Annotated in this window: 15 protein-coding genes and 2 tRNA genes; 8 read left to right on the forward strand and 9 right to left on the reverse strand. The window is 31.1% G+C overall.

Features of this window, described 5'->3' with window-relative positions; genetic code table 11:
- Positions 1-9: 9 nt before the first annotated feature.
- Positions 10-1,152: a DegT/DnrJ/EryC1/StrS family aminotransferase gene (locus ACEQT4_RS08800; RefSeq protein WP_370227067.1), complete on the reverse strand. Its 1,143-nt coding sequence runs from the start codon at positions 1,150-1,152 to the stop codon at positions 10-12.
- Between the two features lie 137 nt (positions 1,153-1,289).
- Between ACEQT4_RS08800 and ACEQT4_RS08805 the strand changes: the two genes are divergently transcribed.
- Both ACEQT4_RS08805 and ACEQT4_RS08810 read left to right on the forward strand, forming a co-directional pair.
- Positions 1,290-2,492: a 3-deoxy-D-manno-octulosonic acid transferase gene (locus ACEQT4_RS08805; RefSeq protein WP_372521215.1), complete on the forward strand. Its 1,203-nt coding sequence runs from the start codon at positions 1,290-1,292 to the stop codon at positions 2,490-2,492.
- Between the two features lie 100 nt (positions 2,493-2,592).
- The gene (locus ACEQT4_RS08810) at positions 2,593-2,868 is read left to right on the forward strand and encodes a hypothetical protein (RefSeq protein WP_027880495.1); all 276 of its coding nucleotides are present in this window, start codon (positions 2,593-2,595) and stop codon (positions 2,866-2,868) included.
- 111 nt (positions 2,869-2,979) lie between these two features.
- Here the strand turns inward: ACEQT4_RS08810 and ACEQT4_RS08815 are convergent.
- From ACEQT4_RS08815 to mutS, 3 genes are all read right to left on the reverse strand, one after another.
- Positions 2,980-3,064: transfer RNA gene (locus tag ACEQT4_RS08815), tRNA-Leu, on the reverse strand.
- 29 nt (positions 3,065-3,093) lie between these two features.
- Positions 3,094-3,165, reverse strand: a tRNA-Gly gene (locus ACEQT4_RS08820).
- 104 nt (positions 3,166-3,269) lie between these two features.
- The gene (gene mutS, locus ACEQT4_RS08825) at positions 3,270-5,843 is read right to left on the reverse strand and encodes a DNA mismatch repair protein MutS (protein ID WP_370227068.1); all 2,574 of its coding nucleotides are present in this window, start codon (positions 5,841-5,843) and stop codon (positions 3,270-3,272) included.
- 183 nt (positions 5,844-6,026) lie between these two features.
- On the opposite strand from mutS, the gene ACEQT4_RS08830 reads away from it, so the two are divergent.
- Both ACEQT4_RS08830 and ACEQT4_RS08835 read left to right on the forward strand, forming a co-directional pair.
- Entirely contained in the window at positions 6,027-6,491 is a 465-nt protein-coding gene (locus ACEQT4_RS08830; protein WP_370227045.1) for a DUF1573 domain-containing protein, read from the forward strand.
- Positions 6,492-6,560: 69 nt separating this feature from the next.
- A complete protein-coding gene (locus ACEQT4_RS08835; protein ID WP_370227046.1) occupies positions 6,561-7,106 on the forward strand; it encodes an RNA methyltransferase in 546 nt (181 codons plus the stop codon).
- 21 nt (positions 7,107-7,127) lie between these two features.
- Here ACEQT4_RS08835 and ACEQT4_RS08840 read toward each other — a convergent pair whose 3' ends face one another.
- The gene (locus ACEQT4_RS08840; protein WP_370227048.1) at positions 7,128-7,607 is read right to left on the reverse strand and encodes a GyrI-like domain-containing protein; all 480 of its coding nucleotides are present in this window, start codon (positions 7,605-7,607) and stop codon (positions 7,128-7,130) included.
- Entirely contained in the window at positions 7,579-8,730 is a 1,152-nt protein-coding gene (gene folK, locus ACEQT4_RS08845) for a 2-amino-4-hydroxy-6-hydroxymethyldihydropteridine diphosphokinase (RefSeq protein ID WP_370227049.1), read from the reverse strand. Before folK ends, ACEQT4_RS08840 begins: the two co-directional genes overlap by 29 nt.
- Before the next feature lie 71 nt (positions 8,731-8,801).
- On the opposite strand from folK, the gene ACEQT4_RS08850 reads away from it, so the two are divergent.
- The 4 genes from ACEQT4_RS08850 to rpsU all read left to right on the forward strand — a co-directional run bounded on the left by ACEQT4_RS08850 (position 8,802) and on the right by rpsU (position 13,512).
- Positions 8,802-9,506, forward strand: coding sequence for a queuosine precursor transporter (locus ACEQT4_RS08850; RefSeq protein WP_027880489.1), 705 nt, complete (start codon positions 8,802-8,804; stop codon positions 9,504-9,506).
- 94 nt (positions 9,507-9,600) lie between these two features.
- Positions 9,601-12,273, forward strand: coding sequence for an AsmA-like C-terminal region-containing protein (locus ACEQT4_RS08855; RefSeq protein WP_370227050.1), 2,673 nt, complete (start codon positions 9,601-9,603; stop codon positions 12,271-12,273).
- A 103-nt stretch (positions 12,274-12,376) separates the two neighbouring features.
- On the forward strand, positions 12,377-13,240 hold the full coding sequence (locus tag ACEQT4_RS08860; RefSeq protein WP_027880487.1) for an RNA polymerase sigma factor RpoD/SigA: 864 nt from the start codon (positions 12,377-12,379) through the stop codon (positions 13,238-13,240).
- 77 nt (positions 13,241-13,317) lie between these two features.
- The gene (gene rpsU, locus ACEQT4_RS08865; protein WP_027880486.1) at positions 13,318-13,512 is read left to right on the forward strand and encodes a 30S ribosomal protein S21; all 195 of its coding nucleotides are present in this window, start codon (positions 13,318-13,320) and stop codon (positions 13,510-13,512) included.
- A gap of 54 nt (positions 13,513-13,566) precedes the next feature.
- On the opposite strand, the gene murI is transcribed toward rpsU, so the two are convergent.
- The 3 genes from murI to ACEQT4_RS08880 all read right to left on the reverse strand — a co-directional run bounded on the left by murI (position 13,567) and on the right by ACEQT4_RS08880 (position 15,844).
- A complete protein-coding gene (murI, locus tag ACEQT4_RS08870) occupies positions 13,567-14,346 on the reverse strand; it encodes a glutamate racemase (protein WP_370227052.1) in 780 nt (259 codons plus the stop codon).
- Positions 14,347-14,415: 69 nt separating this feature from the next.
- Complete coding sequence (locus ACEQT4_RS08875; RefSeq protein WP_027880484.1) at positions 14,416-14,925, reverse strand: OmpH family outer membrane protein; 510 nt, start codon at positions 14,923-14,925, stop codon at positions 14,416-14,418.
- Positions 14,926-15,001: 76 nt separating this feature from the next.
- On the reverse strand, positions 15,002-15,844 hold the full coding sequence (locus ACEQT4_RS08880; protein ID WP_370227053.1) for an OmpH family outer membrane protein: 843 nt from the start codon (positions 15,842-15,844) through the stop codon (positions 15,002-15,004).
- Between the last annotated feature and the right edge of the window lie 172 nt (positions 15,845-16,016).

Consider the following 16,016-nt stretch of genomic DNA (forward strand, 5'->3'; position numbering starts at 1 on the left):
GGTAACGCCCTAATTATTTGCTATAAATTCTTTAATTTTTGTTGTTATAAATTCGATTTGATCGTCTTCTAATTCGGTATGCATTGGTAAAGAAATGACCTGTTTTACCAACTGATTAGTGACTGTAAAATCTGCTTCGTTATACCTGTTATCTTGATAGGCTTTTTGTTTGTGTAAAGGTATTGGATAGTAAACGCCGCAAGGGACTTCATGACTATTTAGATATTTTACCAACGCATCTCTATCTACATTTTCTAATTTTAATGTGTATTGATGAAACACGTGACAATCGCAAGTATCACAAATACCTTCGCAATTATTTACGGTTTTAGGCAATGTAATTTGTGGTACGTTTTTTAATGCTGCATTGTACTTTCTTGCTGCGTCACGACGTGCTTGATTATAATTATCTAAATGAGGTAATTTGGCATCTAAAACTGCTGCTTGGATTGAATCTAAACGCGAATTTACACCGACTACATCATGGTGATAACGCTCGTACATTCCGTGATTTACAATACCTCTTATGGTATGTGCTAAATCGTCGTCGTTTGTAAAAATAGCGCCGCCATCACCATAACAGCCTAAGTTTTTTGAAGGAAAAAATGATGTTGAGGCTACATGACCTATTGTTCCTGCTTTTGCTTTTGTACCATCTTGGTATGTGTAGTTAGCTCCTATAGCTTGCGCATTATCTTCTATAACATAAAGGTTATGCTCTTTAGCTATTTGCATTATCGCTTCCATGTTTGCACATTGACCAAACAAATGTACTGGCACAATTGCTTTTGTTTTAGGCGTAATTGCCTTTTTAATAGCGTCTATATCGATATTAAAATTATCTGGATCTACATCTACTAAAACTGGTGTTAATTTTAAAAGGGCAATAACTTCTACGGTTGCAGCGAAGGTAAAATCGGCTGTAATGACCTCATCACCTTGCTCTAAACCTAATCCCATCATTGCTATTTGTAAAGCATCTGTACCATTTGCACATGGTATAACATGCTTTACACCTAAATAATTTTCTAAGTTTTTTTGAAATTGATGTACTTTAGGACCATTAATAAAAGCTGTATTATCAATAATCTCTTGAATTGAAGTATCTACTTCTTGTTTTATATCTGCGTATTGACCTTTAAGGTCAACCATTTGTATTTTTTTCACTCGATTTTAATTTATAATCGTTTATGTAACGAATTTACAAAATTAGCCAACGCTAACCAATGAATTACGTATTTTAGCACAAACAATTTAATTTGAACATTATCTACAACATCCTTATTTATTTGACTTCATTAGTATTAAAAGTAATTGCGCTTTTTAATCAAAAAATAAAATTAGGCGTAAAAGGTCGTGCTAATACGTTTGATATTCTTAAAAATGAAATCAAAAAAGGTGATAAAACGCTTTGGTTTCATTGTGCGTCTTTAGGTGAATATGAACAAGGTTTACCTATTTTTGACATACTAAGAAAAGATTATCCTAAACACAAAATTGTTTTAACATTTTTCTCTCCTTCTGGTTATGAGATTAGAAAAAATGCACCATTTGCAGATGTTGTTGTGTATTTGCCATTAGACACAAAATCTAATGCGAAACAGTTCATCAAACTTGTAAACCCTGAGTTAACCGTTTTTGTGAAGTACGAAATTTGGCCAAATTATTTAAATGAAATTAAAAAGAATGGTTTGCGCGCTATATTAATTTCGGCTGTATTTAGAAAAGATCAATCCTTTTTTAAATGGTATGGTACTCGAACTAAACAAGCACTTTTTGCTTTTGAACATATTTTTACGCAAAACGAAGACTCTAAAAAACTCCTTGAAAGTATAGGTTATAAAAGTGCTACTGTTTCTGGCGACACTAGATATGATCGCGTTTTAAATCAGTTACAAATTGATAACACATTAGATTTTATTGAGAAGTTTAAACAAAACAAATTATGTATTGTTATTGGTAGCTCTTGGCCAGAAGACGAAGCTATATTAGTACCGTATATTAATCAATGTAAACATGATGTGAAATTTATTATTGCACCTCATAATATAAAAGCTAAGCAGATTGATAGCTTAAAACAATCCATAAAAAAAGAGACTGTTTTATTTTCAAATAAAGAAAATACAGATCTTAGTAATTCAAGCGTCTTCATTATTGACACTATCGGCATTTTAAGTAAAATATACAGCTATGCAGATATAGCTTATGTTGGTGGCGCAATGGGAAAAACAGGTTTGCATAATATTTTAGAACCAGCTGTTTTTGGAGTACCAATTATAATTGGTGCTAACTACAAAAAATTTCCTGAAGCGCAAGCAATGATTGATAATGGAAATGTCTTTTCTGTAAATGATTATTCTTCACTTAAAAATAAATTAGACTTACTTATTGAAAATAAGATATTTAGAAAAGAAACCAGTAAAAAAAGTTTCAACTTTGTAAAAGAAAAAGAAGGTACTATCATCCAAATAATAGGTTTTCTACGTAAATAGTATATGTAAAAGGTTATAAATAAAAAAAGTAAGAGAAATATTCATTTCTTTTAAAATTCATTCATAACTTTAAAGAATTACTAATCAAAAACAATTAAAAATGAAAAAACTATTATTAAGTGCTGTTTTAGTATCTGCAATAGCCTTTACATCTTGTAGAGACGAAAAAAAAGCAGAAGAAGTTGAAGATACCATTGAAAATGCTGCAGAAGCAACAGGTGACGCTGTAGAGAATGCTGCAGAAGAAACTGAAGAGGCTGCAAAAGATGGTTTTGAAGCTACAGGAAAAGCAATTGATGAAGCTGTTGAAGAGACTAAAGAAGCAGGAGAATCTGTTAAGGATGCAGTAAAAGAAGCTACCGATGACGATAATTAAGAGAATTACTCTTTAAATTGAAAAGCTCACTTAAATTTAAGTGAGCTTTTTTTATGTCTATAACTTATATATTTCAAATAAAAAAAGCCTTATCAAATGATAAGGCTTTTGTACTGAAGGCGGGACTTGAACCCGCACGACCAAAACGGTCATTGGATTTTAAGTCCAACGTGTCTACCAATTCCACCACTTCAGCATCTTGGTATATTTTTAAGAAAGTATCAGAGCGAAAGACGGGATTTGAACCCGCGACCCTCACCTTGGCAAGGTGATGCTCTACCCCTGAGCTACTTTCGCAGTCTTTTTTAATGAACGAGCAATATTGCTATTGCGGATGCAAATTTAAAATATATTTACGATTTACAAAGCCTTTTTTTAAAAAAAATAAAAATAATTTTTACTTACTTCTTTTTCAGCAACATACGCTTAATCTCATTTAGCTTCATTAATGCTTCCACTGGTGTTAAGGTATCAATATCCGTTTCTAAAATTTCTTCTTTAATATTTTCTAGTAGTGGATCGTCTAGGTTAAAAAAGCTTAATTGCATTTCATCTTGCATAGATTTAACCTTGTCTGTTAGCTCTTCGCTAGAATGGCTTTTCTCTAATTTCTTTAATATTTTATTAGCTCTGTGTAATACTTGTTGTGGCATTCCTGCCATCTTTGCAACATGTATCCCAAAACTATGTTCGCTACCTCCTTCTACTAATTTACGTAAGAATAATACATTATCTTTAAGCTCTTTAACCGAAACATTAAAGTTTTTAATACGGCTAAATGTTTCTGACATTTCATTTAACTCGTGATAATGCGTTGCAAAAAGGGTTTTAGGTTTTGCTGGATGTTCATGTAAATATTCGCTAATTGCCCAAGCTATCGAAATACCATCGTAAGTACTTGTACCGCGACCAATTTCGTCTAACAAGACTAAACTTCTATTTGAAATATTGTTAAGAATAGACGCTGTTTCATTCATTTCTACCATAAACGTAGATTCTCCCATAGAAATGTTATCACTGGCTCCAACACGTGTAAAAATCTTGTCTACAACACCAATTCTAGCTTCTTTTGCTGGCACAAAACTTCCTATTTGCGCTAGTAAAACAATTAAGGCAGTTTGACGTAATATTGCCGATTTACCAGACATATTTGGTCCAGTAATCATAATAATTTGTTGTGTTTCTCTGTCTAAAAATACTGAATTTGCAATATATGGTTCATCAATTGGTAGTTGTTTTTCTATTACTGGATGACGACCATCTTCAATCTCTAAGTCAAAAGAATCATCTAATTGTGGATACACATAATTATTTTGTGTAGCCAATTGTGCAAAACCACACAAACAGTCTAACTGTCCAATTAAATAGGCATTTTGCTGTATTGGTTTTATGTATTGGTTCATCCATTGTACCAAATCTGCAAATAACTTTTGCTCTATTGCAAGAATACGCTCTTCTGCTCCTAAAATTTTAGCTTCGTATTCTTTTAATTCTTCTGTAATATAACGTTCTGCGCTTACTAAAGTTTGCTTACGTATCCATTCTTCTGGCACTTTATCTTTATGTGTATTTCTTACTTCAATATAGTAACCAAATACGTTGTTAGATGCTATTTTTAGAGAAGTAATACCTGTACGTTCACTCTCTCGCTCTAACATTTTATCTAAATAATCTTTCCCGGATGTAGATAGTGCTCTAAGTTCATCTAATTCAGAAGAAAATCCGTTTGCAATAGTATTTCCTTTTAAAACATTAACCGGCGCATCTTCGTTTAAAGTTTCTTTAATTTTTTCGCGAAGCACATTACAGCTTTGTAAATTATCACCTATAATCTTTAACGATTCGTTATCACAATTGGTCGCCAATGCTTTTATTGGCACTATTGCTTCTAATGAGTTTTTTAGTTGAATAACCTCACGCGGACTTACCTTTTGTGTAGCAATTTTAGAAATTAAACGCTCTAAATCGCCTATGTTTTTTATATAATTTTGAATTTTATGTAAAACCGTTTCATTGTCCTTTAAATAAGAAACCACCTCATGACGTTGCTTAATTTTATCTGCATGTTTTAACGGTAATGCTAACCAACGTTTAAGCATACGTCCGCCCATAGCAGATATGGTTTTATCGATAACATTTAAAAGTGTAACTGCATTATTGTTTGTAGAGTTATACAGCTCTAAGTTTCTAATCGTAAACTTATCCATCCAGACATAATCGTCTTCGGCAATTCTTGCTATTGAAGTAATATGCTCTAGCTTATGATGTTGCGTTTCGGCTAAATAATGTAAGATAGAACCTGCTGCAATAATACCTTCATTTAAATCTTCTACACCAAAACCTTTTAATGATTTTGTATCAAAATGTTTTAGCAAAGTTTCATTAGCAAAATCGGTTTGATATACCCAATCTTCAAGATTAAAGGTATGAAAATCACCTCCAAATACTTCTGTAAATTTGTTGCGTTTTGGTTTAGAAACCAAGACTTCACTTGGACTAAAATTTTGAAGTAGCTTATCTATGTATTCTGCATTACCTTGCGCGATTAAAAATTCGCCCGTAGAGATGTCTAAAAATGAAATCCCTATGGATAATTTTCCAAAATAAACCGAACATAAAAAGTTGTTTGTTTTAGATTGAAGCACCTCATCATTTAAAGCTACACCAGGAGTTACCAACTCGGTTACACCACGTTTAACAATGGTTTTTGTTTGCTTTGGATCTTCTAACTGATCACAAATCGCAACACGTTCTCCAGCCTTTACCAGCTTTGGTAAATAGGTGTTTAATGAGTGATGCGGAAAACCTGCTAATTCTGTTTCGCTATCACTTCCTGCGCCTCTTTTGGTTAAAATGATGCCTAAAATTTCGGCAGTTTTTACAGCATCTTCTCCAAAAGTTTCATAAAAATCTCCAACTCTAAACAGTAACAAAGCATCAGGGTATTTCGCTTTTATAGCGTTGTACTGCTTCATTAATGGTGTTACTTTTTTGGTTTTAGATTTTGCTGCCAAAGGGAATATATTTTGATTTTGGTTTGATTGCGAATTTAATCAATTTTCCAGATGCTATAAAACGATGTTTAAATTATTATTTAATTAACCAAAGAAGTATATCTATTTTTCTAAATTTGTCCAATAATCCTATAAATATTTACCATGAAAAAATTAATATTGTTAAGCTTCGCTTTAATCGGAATATTAACATTAAGTGTTGCTCAAACAGCAGAAAAAACAGAAACTGTTAAAGCAGCAACCAATACTAAAGGCGCAAAAATTGAATTTGAATCTAAAACAATAGATTACGGAACTATTGAAAATGGTGCAGATGGAAATAGAGAATTTAAATTTACAAATACAGGTGACGCTCCATTAGTAATCACAAACGCTAAAGGATCTTGTGGTTGTACAGTACCAACTTGGCCAAGAACACCAATTGCACCAGGAGCATCTGATGTTATTAAAGTACGTTACGCAACTAACAGAACTGGCGGTTTTTCTAAAACAGTTACATTAACTACAAATGCTGTTAACTCGGCTACTGTTAGATTAAGAATTAAAGGAACTGTCAAGCCAAAAGTTGAAGAAGCAAAAGAAACAGAAACTAAAGAAGAGATACACTAAACCTTATCTAAATACTTTTTATTAAAACTTCCTTTGAAAAAAGGGAGTTTTTTTTTGAATATTTGCATTATGAGAAAACTAAAAAACAGCGAACTAGACCGACTAAGTGTTGAAGATTTTAAACACTCTAAAAAAACACCTATTATTATTGTGTTAGACAACATTAGAAGTTTAAATAATATTGGTAGTGTATTTAGAACAAGTGATGCGTTTTTAGTTGAAAAAATTTATCTCTGCGGAATTACAGCTACGCCACCACATAAAGACATACATAAAACTGCATTGGGAAGTACAGAAACTGTTGATTGGGAATATGTAGAAAACACTGTTGAGTTAGTTGAAAAACTTAAAGCCGAAAATTGCAAAGTTTTAAGTATTGAGCAAGCCGAAAATGCGGTTATGTTAGACCAGTTTACACCAGAAGTAAACATTAAATACGCATTAGTTTTTGGAAACGAAGTAAAAGGTGTCTCTCAAAAAGTAGTTAATGCTAGCGATAATGTTATTGAAATACCGCAATTTGGCACCAAACACTCTTTAAATATTAGCGTAAGTTGTGGCGTTGTAGTTTGGGATGTATTTAGTAAGTTGAAAGGTTTGAATGTTGAAAATTAAAGGTTTTCGACAACCTAACTTCTACTTAATAGGAATCCAAATTTCTTCCTTATTTACAGCTTGATTTGGATTATAGTCTGGACCAAGTCTTTCAAAATGAGGTCTATTATCTATTTCAAATTCTGAATTTGGTAGCCAATTAAAATGAAGGTCTTGCCAAAAGCTTACAAATGCTGCTATAGTTCCTTCAAAATTTACTACTAAATATCTGCCAGGATCTATAGTTAAAGTTTCCATATGTTCTGGTACAAATTGCAAGTTATCTACCTCTACACCTATCCATTTTTGAAACGTTTGATTAGGATTAAATTCTGAAATATTAAAACTTGAGTATTTATGAAGTGACAATTTAAAGTTGTCTTTTCTATGTGTTACTTCTTCAACTCTTGGCATAAATTGTCTTGCTAACTGACCAGTTATTTGATTAGTATTTAAAAAATTAGCAGTTGCACTTAAACCAACAATTAAAATTTTATCGGTCTTGACTATCTTGTACTCCATTATTTATTTCGTTTAAAAGCCATAAATAGTCTGCTCTATTTTTTACAAAATCTTTATCAGAAATATCAATAATTTTCACATTAAAATCTGACTGACTTTTTAAGAAATCTAAATAACCTGCATTAATTTTTTCTAAATAATCGTCTGCTATTTCGCTTTCGTATTTTCTACCTCTTTTCTTAATGTTAGCTTGTAAACGCTCAGTATTTTGATATAAATACACATACAAATCAGGCTTTGCAATATCTTTATACATCAAATAAAATAACTTTCGGTATAATTTAAACTCGTCTGGTTGTAGCGTAATTTTTGAGAAAATTAAAGATTTAAACACGTCGTAATCGCTAACAATAAAATCTTTAAACAAATCTAGTTGACTTAAATCATCACTAATTTGCTGGTAGCGATCTGCTAAAAAGGACATCTCTAAAGTAAACGCGTAGCGATTTGGCTCTTTATAAAACTTAGGCAAAAACGGATTGTCTGCAAAACGTTCTAAAATTAATTTTGCATTAAAATCTGATGCAATTTGTGTTGACAAACTTGTTTTACCTGCGCCAATATTACCTTCAATAGCTATATAGTTATTTTTAGATAATTTATACTGCTTAATTGGGTTTTTTAGCCAGATATTATAAGGTTCTAAAGCCGTTTGATCTTCGCAAGCTTCATAAAGTTGCTCAACTGTTTTTTCTAAAACTGGATGTTCTGTTTTAGCTGCAATTAGTTTTAAGGGTTCTAAAACAAATTTACGTTTATGAGCTTCTGGGTGAGGAATTACCAAGTTACTTTCATCTAAAATTTCATCTTCAAAAAAGATTATATCTAGATCGATTTCTCTAGACTCGTAACTTTCACTTTTTTTAGGTGTTCGACCTAATTTCACTTCAATTTCTTGAAGCGTTTTAAGTACTTTTTTAGGTGTTAACTTGGTGTTTACAGCTATACATGTATTTAAAAAATCGTCGCCTTCAAAGCCCATTGCTTGACTTTGATAGACTTTTGAAATACTAATTATTGTGCCAATTTTTTCAAAAATAGCATCTACCGCAAGTTGTAAATTTTTAAACTTATCGCCTTTATTGCTGCCTAATGCTATATATATGGTTTTAGAATCCTTCATAAATCTTTGACAAAATAACTAAAAGAAATTCACTTAGTCCTTATCTTTACACAAACTGTTAATAAGTTTTTATGACCTTAAAAGACAAACTAGCTGCTCAAAAAATCTACCTGTTTTTAGGTGCCTTATTTATAACCTCTTTGGTGGTTTCTAACCTAATTTTTCAGAAGTTTTTTTATTGGCATCCTTTTGATATTGAAATTTTTGGCGCTAAGTTATTTGAGATTTCTGTTGGTATTCTTCCTTACCCGATCACCTTTTTAATCACCGATTTAATAAGTGAGATTTATGGAAAAAAACGTGCAAACCAAATTGTAATTGCTGGTATTTTTGCTTCAATTTTTTCTTTATTAATAGTTTACACCGCCAATCTTGTTCCTGCTACAAGTTGGTCGCCTGTTAACAATTCTCTTTTTACCACAGTATTTGGCAACACTATTATTGCTGTATTTGCCAGTATGATGGCCTATTTATTAGCGCAACTTGTAGATATTCAGATTTATCACTTTTGGAAACGATTAACCAATGGAAAAATGCTTTGGCTGCGTAATAATTGCTCTACTTTTTTATCTCAGTTTGTAGACACCTTTTCAGTTTTATTTTTACTGTGTTCTTTTGGTGAAATTGGTTGGGATAAATTTGCTGGATTATTGATTAGCGGTTTTTTATTTAAGGTTTTTATAGCCATCATCGACACACCATTTTTGTACTTAGGTGTATATCTTTTTAGAAAGCGTTTTAAGCTTAAAGTTAACGAAGAGATAAATCTACTTTAAAAATGCTAAACTTATATTAAATCTAAGCTTATCAAGATCTTTTTACCTATTTTAATACGTAAATTCGTATGAAAATTCAACTTAAAAAGTTCTCATGAAGAAAAAGCTTAAAATTATCGGAATTTCATTTTTAATTCTACTTCTACTTTTAATAGCTAGTCCGTTTATTTTTCAAAGTCAAATAAAGGATATGGTTAAAAATTTCATTAACAACAATGTAAATGCAAAAGTTGAATTTAATGATGTAGACTTAAGTTTTATTAGAAGCTTCCCACAAGCTAATGTTACCTTAGACAATTTGGTAATTACCAATTTTGAGCCTTTTAAAAATGATACTTTAGCTAGAGTAAAACAGCTATCCTTAGACATGTCTGTTAAAGAACTTTTTAAAACCGCTAGTGAAGATCCAATTATTGTAAACAGCATAAATGTTGATGACGCCTTAATTAATTTAAAAACAAACAAAGATGGACAAGTAAATTGGGACATTGCAAAAGAAAATACTAACAATACATCACCTGACACTTCAAATAATGATGGTTTTGCTTTTGATATTGAAAATTACAGCATAAATAATAGTGCTTTTAATTATATAGATGAAAGCGCTAATACACTAATAAAAGTTACCAACATTAATCATACAGGTAACGGAATTTTTTCTGGAGACACTTCCCAATTAGATACAAAAACAGAAGCTAACGTAACTTTCAGCATTGATAGCACAGAATATTTAAGTAACAACCTAATTAAACTTGATGCTTTAATAGATTTAGACATACCTAATCAAACATACACATTTAAAGACAACGAAGGTTTTGTAAATGATTTACCTTTACAATTTAAAGGTTACGTAAAACAACTTGAAGACGGACAAGAGATTGATATTTCTTTTGAAAATCCTGGTTCTTCATTTAAAGAGTTTTTAGCAGTTATCCCAAAGACCTATGCTAAAAACTTAGACAACGTAAATACGACAGGAAACTTTAAAGTAAACGGAGTTATTAAAGGAAAAGTAACTGAAGAAACCATACCTACTTTAGATATTAATATTCTATCTGATAATGCATCTTTTAAATTTGCAGATCTACCAAAACGAGTAGAAAACATCAATATTAACGCACAAATAAAAAACGAAACTGGTTTATTAGACGATACTTACATTAACTTAAATGCGCTTAATTTTAAAATAGACCAAGATGTTTTTAAGAGTTCGGCTACTATAAAAAATCTAACGACTAACATGTTAGTAAACGCTAATATTGATGGTGTTTTAAATTTAGCTAATATTACAAAAGCGTACCCAATTGAACTTGAGAATGAATTAAAAGGTATTTTAAAGGCTAAATTAAATACCAGTTTTGATATGAATGCTATAGAAACTAATGCTTACGAACGCATTAAAAACAACGGTATGGTTAGCGTTAGTGGATTTGAGTTTTCTTCAGCAGATATAGTAAACCCAATTAATATAAGTAATGCAGAAGTTAACTTTAATCCAGGCACTATAAAACTTGATAAGTTTAATGCAACAACAGGACAGTCTGATTTAAACGCAACTGGTACAATAAATAATTTACTTGGTTTTTTATTAAGCAATAAAAAGCTAAAAGGAAATTTTAATGTCAACTCAAATAAATTTGTGGTTAGTGACTTTATGATAGAAGGCGGTAGTGAAGCACCAGTAAACCAAAGCACAGAACCTGATACTGCATTAAAAATCCCAGAATTTTTAGATTGTAATGTAACAGCAAATGCAACTACTGTAGTTTATGACAATCTTACTCTAAAAAACGTAAAAGGAAGCTTAAATATAGCTGATGGTAAAGCGCAGTTAAACAATATGACTTCAAGTATTTTTGATGGTAATTTAAGCTTAAACGGTTTAGTGGACACCACAAAAGAGCAGTCTACATTTAAGATGCAACTTGGTGCTTCTAACTTTAATATTTCAGAATCATTTAATGGCTTGGACATGTTACAAGCGTTAGCGCCAATTGCTAAAGCTTTAGAAGGAAAACTTAACAGCTCTATTGATATTTCTGGTACATTAGGTCAAGATTTTACACCTATTTTAAATACAATTTCGGGTGACGCTTTCGCGGAATTATTAACTGGAGAATTTAAGCCTAAAAACGAACAGCTATTTACAGCTTTAGAAAACAAATTAAGCTTTTTAGACTTTAGTAAGCTTAATTTAAAAGACCTTACCGCAAAATTATCTTTTAATAATGGTCAAGTCAATGTACAACCGTTTGATATAAAATATAAGGACATAAAAATGACAATTGGCGGATCGCATTCTTTTAGCAACACAATGAACTATCAAGTAGTTATTGATGTACCTGCAAAGTATTTAGGAAGCGATGTAAACGCACTAATAAATAAAATTAACGATCCTGCAGTAAACAATATTACAATACCTGTAACCGCATCTGTTTCTGGTAACACAACAAAACCGCAAGTGTCTACAGACTTAACTAGCGGTGTAAAAACATTAACACAGCAGTTAGTCGAAATTCAAAAACAAAAATTAATAAACCAAGGTAAAGGCAAGCTTAATGATGCTATTGGTAACATTTTAAACAACAACAATCAAAGTAGTGACAGTACATCAACCACTACTAACAATCCTGTAAAGGATGTTATTGGCGGACTTCTAGGCGGAAACAAACCAAAAGACTCGACAAAAACTGACTCTACAAAAACTAAAAATAATGTAAAAGACGTGTTAGGAGGACTTTTTGGAAAAAAGAAGAAATCTGATTAATTCTTTTAAAAACTTCGCAACAAAACACCTAAAAAACTGTTAAATATTAGGAATTGTCGAATATTCTGTTAGATTGAAAATGTTAAACATTAAACTACATTGAATGCGACAATTAAAAATCACGAAACAAGTTACCAATCGCGAATCTAAATCACTTGACAAATACCTACAAGACATAAGTAAACTTCCTATGGTTACTGCTGAAGAAGAAGTAGAATTAGCCAAGAAAATTAGAGAAGGATGTCAAAAATCTTTAGATAAATTAACCACTGCTAACTTACGTTTTGTTGTTTCTGTTGCCAAACAATATCAAAATCAAGGCTTAAAACTTCCAGATCTAATTAACGAAGGAAATGCAGGTTTAGTAAAAGCAGCTAAACGTTTTGACGAAACTAGAGGTTTTAAATTTATTTCTTATGCTGTTTGGTGGATTAGACAAGCTATTCTTTCTGCTTTAGCAGAACAATCAAGAATTGTTAGATTACCACTTAACAAAATTGGAAGTATTAATAAAATAAGAAAAGTAACATCTCATTTAGAGCAAGCTAATCAAAGACCGCCAAGTGCAGCAGAAATTGCTAAAGAGTTAGACTTAACCATAAGTGATGTAAAACAATCTATGCGTATCTCTAGCAGACACGTATCTATGGATGCACCGCTAAAAGAAGGCGAAGATTATAGCCTTTATGATTTAGTAAAATCTGGAGAATCTCCAAACCCTGATAATCAACTAATGCATGAATCTTTAAATATTGAAATTGAACGTGCATTAGAAACTTTAACACCAAGAGAAAGTGATGTAATTAGATTAAATTTTGGTTTAGGTAATCAACCAGCAATGACATTAGATGAGATTGGAAGAACCTTTGATCTTACAAGAGAACGCGTTAGGCAAATTAGAGAAAAAGGTATAAGACGATTACGTCAAACATCAAAAAGTAAGATTTTAAAGACCTATTTAGGTTAAAAAAATAAAATAAAACATTAATAATTTGAATAATCCTAATATTTGAGGGATATTCGCAAAAGATTTAAAATACTGATATGTTAAGAATAGAAATTAAAGAAGGCGAAAACATAGAACGCGCCTTAAAACGTTACAAGCGTAAACACAGAAATATTAAAGTAATGCAAAACTTAAGAGACAAGCAATACTTTACAAAACCTTCTGTAACAAGAAGAAAACAAGTTCAAAAAGCAGCTTACATTCAAAGCTTAAGAGATGCTGAAGAAGTATAGAACTGAACATATATAATAAAAAAGCCAAGTGTTACACTTGGCTTTTTTTTATGACTAAAAATCTTTTTGATTTACCTCAAAGTTATTATTTAAAAGTTGAGACATTACTTTTGGATTAGAATTGATATAAAATTTTAAATCTGGTTTAACATCCGCTATATTAAGCAAGTTTAACTGTTTTAAAATAGCTTTTGTCTGTCTAGCAACAGCTTCACCAGAGTCTATTATTTTTATATGCTTAGGAAGCATTTTTAAAAGTTGTGGTATTAAATATGGATAATGTGTACAACCTAACACCAGATAATCGATATTAGCATTTAGCATTGGCTTTAAATAAATTTCTAAAAGCGCTTTCATCTCTTCCGAATTAATATTACCACTTTCAATTAATTGCACAATACCTTCTCCTTCTTGTTCTATTACTTCTATTCCATTAGAATACAATTGTGAGGTGTTAAAAAAAAGCTCACTACTTAAAGTGCCTTTTGTTGCTAAAATACCAATAGCTTTTGTTTGCGTTTGTAATGCTGCAGGTTTTATTGCTGGCTCTATACCTATAAAAGGCACATCATATTTTTTTCTTAAATGTTTAATTGCATTTGTTGTTGCTGTATTACATGCTACAACAATTATTTTGGACTTTTGGTTTAATAGATACTCGGTGTTTTTTTCTGATAATGCTATAATAGCATCTTTTCCTTTAGGCCCATAAGGTGCATTTGCACTATCTGCAAGATAAATAGTGTTTTCGTAGGGTAATAAAGCGTGTATTTCTTTCCAAATAGAAGTACCACCAACTCCAGAATCAAAGATACCAATAGGCTGTTTACTCATAAAAAATTATAGTATAAAAAAAGCTGTCTAAATTTAGACAGCTTTATTGTATTTTAAAAGAGATTTTAATTAAAATCCTAATTCTTTTTGAACGTCTTGTAATAAGTTTTTACCTTCTGCCATGATTACTCCTGAACCTTGAGAAGAATCTAATACATAATCAAAACCTTGTGCTTTTGCTACTTTTAAAATAGCTGCTTTAGCCTTTTTTGTAATTGGCTCTAAAAGATCTAATTCTTTTTGTTGTAATTGTTGTTGTGCATTAGCTTGAAATTGTCTAATGTTTTGTTGCATACCTGCTAACTCTTCACCTCTTTTTTGGTTATCTTCATTAGTTTTTGTTGCAGCTTCTGCTTCGTATTGTTGAGCTTTTGTTTTATACTCATTCATCATTTCTTGAATGTCAGTTTCAAACGTTTTACCCATTTGTTCCATTTCTGCTTGTGCAGTTTTCATCTCTGGCATTGAAGTTACAAGCTCTCCAACATTAATATGCGCTACTTTTGATTGAGCATTAGTAAAACTTGTTGCTCCTATAAATAATGCTGCAGCGAATAAAAGTGATTTAATTTGTTTCATTTTTAATAGTATTTGTGTTATAAATTATTAGTGTTTATCTAAGAGTTTGTTGTTAACTAAACTCTTTTTTTTTAGATTATTTATCTTCTTTATTATTTTCGTCTCCATCAAAAGATGGGTTTTCTTCGTCTTTAGTTTCTTGTCTAGCTTTTAATTTTTCTTCTCTAGCTTTTGCACGTTCTTCTATAAGTTTTTGTCTCTTCTCTTGTGCTGCTTTTTTCTTCGCTTCTCTTGCTTCTAATATTTCTTGTTTACGTTTTTCTGCTGCAGCTTCTCTTGCTGCTCTTTTTTCGTCTAACGCTTTTTGTCTAGCTTCTTGAGAGTCATTAATCTCTTCTACAACTTCTTCTTCTTTGGCTTCTTTACGCTCTTTTCTGTTTGTTGCTTGTTTACGTTTTGATGCTCTTGTAATTGTTCTTATTACTAAGTCGCTAATATCAAAACGTTCTGCTGAATATAGCATAACAACATCTGCAGATTTATCAAAAACAAAATCGTATTTTTTGTTTGCTGCTATGTCTTGTACTGCTTGAAAAATTTGGTCTTGTACTGGTTGCATTAACTGTTTTTTTTGAATCATCAAATCACCATTAGGACCAAAGCGTTTTTGTTGGTAATCTAATATTTCTTTTTCTTCAAATAAAATATCTTCTTCACGCTCTTCTATTAACTCTTTTGTTAACAATGCTTTTTCGTTATTAAGTGCCTCGCGTTTTTGCTTTACAGTATTTAATCGACCTTCAATTTCAGTTTTCCATTTTTGTACTTTAGACTCTAACTGTTTAGTAGCCTCGGTATATTCTGGAACATTTTCTAAAATATATTCAGTATCTATATAACCTATTCTTACGCCACGTTGTGCATTTGCTTGAAAGGACACACTTAATATGAACAATACTAAAAGAACTTTAAATTTCATGTTGGATTTATTTAGTTTTTAATTTAAACTTAGCCGCCAAATTATTTGTGTTTAAGCTGCTATTTTCAAAATAACGAATTTTAATTATAAAAATTTTAATTCTTTAATTAAATCCTCAACTTGTTATTAGAAAATATCGTGCCAAAAATAAAAAAATTAGTAAACTATCAAG

This window comes from Mesoflavibacter sp. (genome assembly GCF_964226795.1).
GTDB lineage: Bacteria > Bacteroidota > Bacteroidia > Flavobacteriales > Flavobacteriaceae > Mesoflavibacter > Mesoflavibacter zeaxanthinifaciens.

Bases quoted from the DNA above. Each gene is read 5' to 3' on its own strand.
- ACEQT4_RS08800 (WP_370227067.1), bottom strand. From the start codon at position 1,152: ATGGTTGACCTTAAAGGTCAATACGCAGATATAAAACAAGAAGTAGAT.
- ACEQT4_RS08810 (WP_027880495.1), top strand. From the start codon at position 2,593: ATGAAAAAACTATTATTAAGTGCTGTTTTAGTATCTGCAATAGCCTTT.
- mutS (WP_370227068.1), bottom strand. From the start codon at position 5,843: ATGAAGCAGTACAACGCTATAAAAGCGAAATACCCTGATGCTTTGTTA.
- ACEQT4_RS08830 (WP_370227045.1), top strand. From the start codon at position 6,027: ATGAAAAAATTAATATTGTTAAGCTTCGCTTTAATCGGAATATTAACA.
- ACEQT4_RS08835 (WP_370227046.1), top strand. From the start codon at position 6,561: ATGAGAAAACTAAAAAACAGCGAACTAGACCGACTAAGTGTTGAAGAT.
- ACEQT4_RS08840 (WP_370227048.1), bottom strand. From the start codon at position 7,607: ATGGAGTACAAGATAGTCAAGACCGATAAAATTTTAATTGTTGGTTTA.
- folK (WP_370227049.1), bottom strand. From the start codon at position 8,730: ATGAAGGATTCTAAAACCATATATATAGCATTAGGCAGCAATAAAGGC.
- ACEQT4_RS08850 (WP_027880489.1), top strand. From the start codon at position 8,802: ATGACCTTAAAAGACAAACTAGCTGCTCAAAAAATCTACCTGTTTTTA.
- ACEQT4_RS08855 (WP_370227050.1), top strand. From the start codon at position 9,601: ATGAAGAAAAAGCTTAAAATTATCGGAATTTCATTTTTAATTCTACTT.
- ACEQT4_RS08860 (WP_027880487.1), top strand. From the start codon at position 12,377: ATGCGACAATTAAAAATCACGAAACAAGTTACCAATCGCGAATCTAAA.
- rpsU (WP_027880486.1), top strand. From the start codon at position 13,318: ATGTTAAGAATAGAAATTAAAGAAGGCGAAAACATAGAACGCGCCTTA.
- murI (WP_370227052.1), bottom strand. From the start codon at position 14,346: ATGAGTAAACAGCCTATTGGTATCTTTGATTCTGGAGTTGGTGGTACT.
- ACEQT4_RS08875 (WP_027880484.1), bottom strand. From the start codon at position 14,925: ATGAAACAAATTAAATCACTTTTATTCGCTGCAGCATTATTTATAGGA.
- ACEQT4_RS08880 (WP_370227053.1), bottom strand. From the start codon at position 15,844: ATGAAATTTAAAGTTCTTTTAGTATTGTTCATATTAAGTGTGTCCTTT.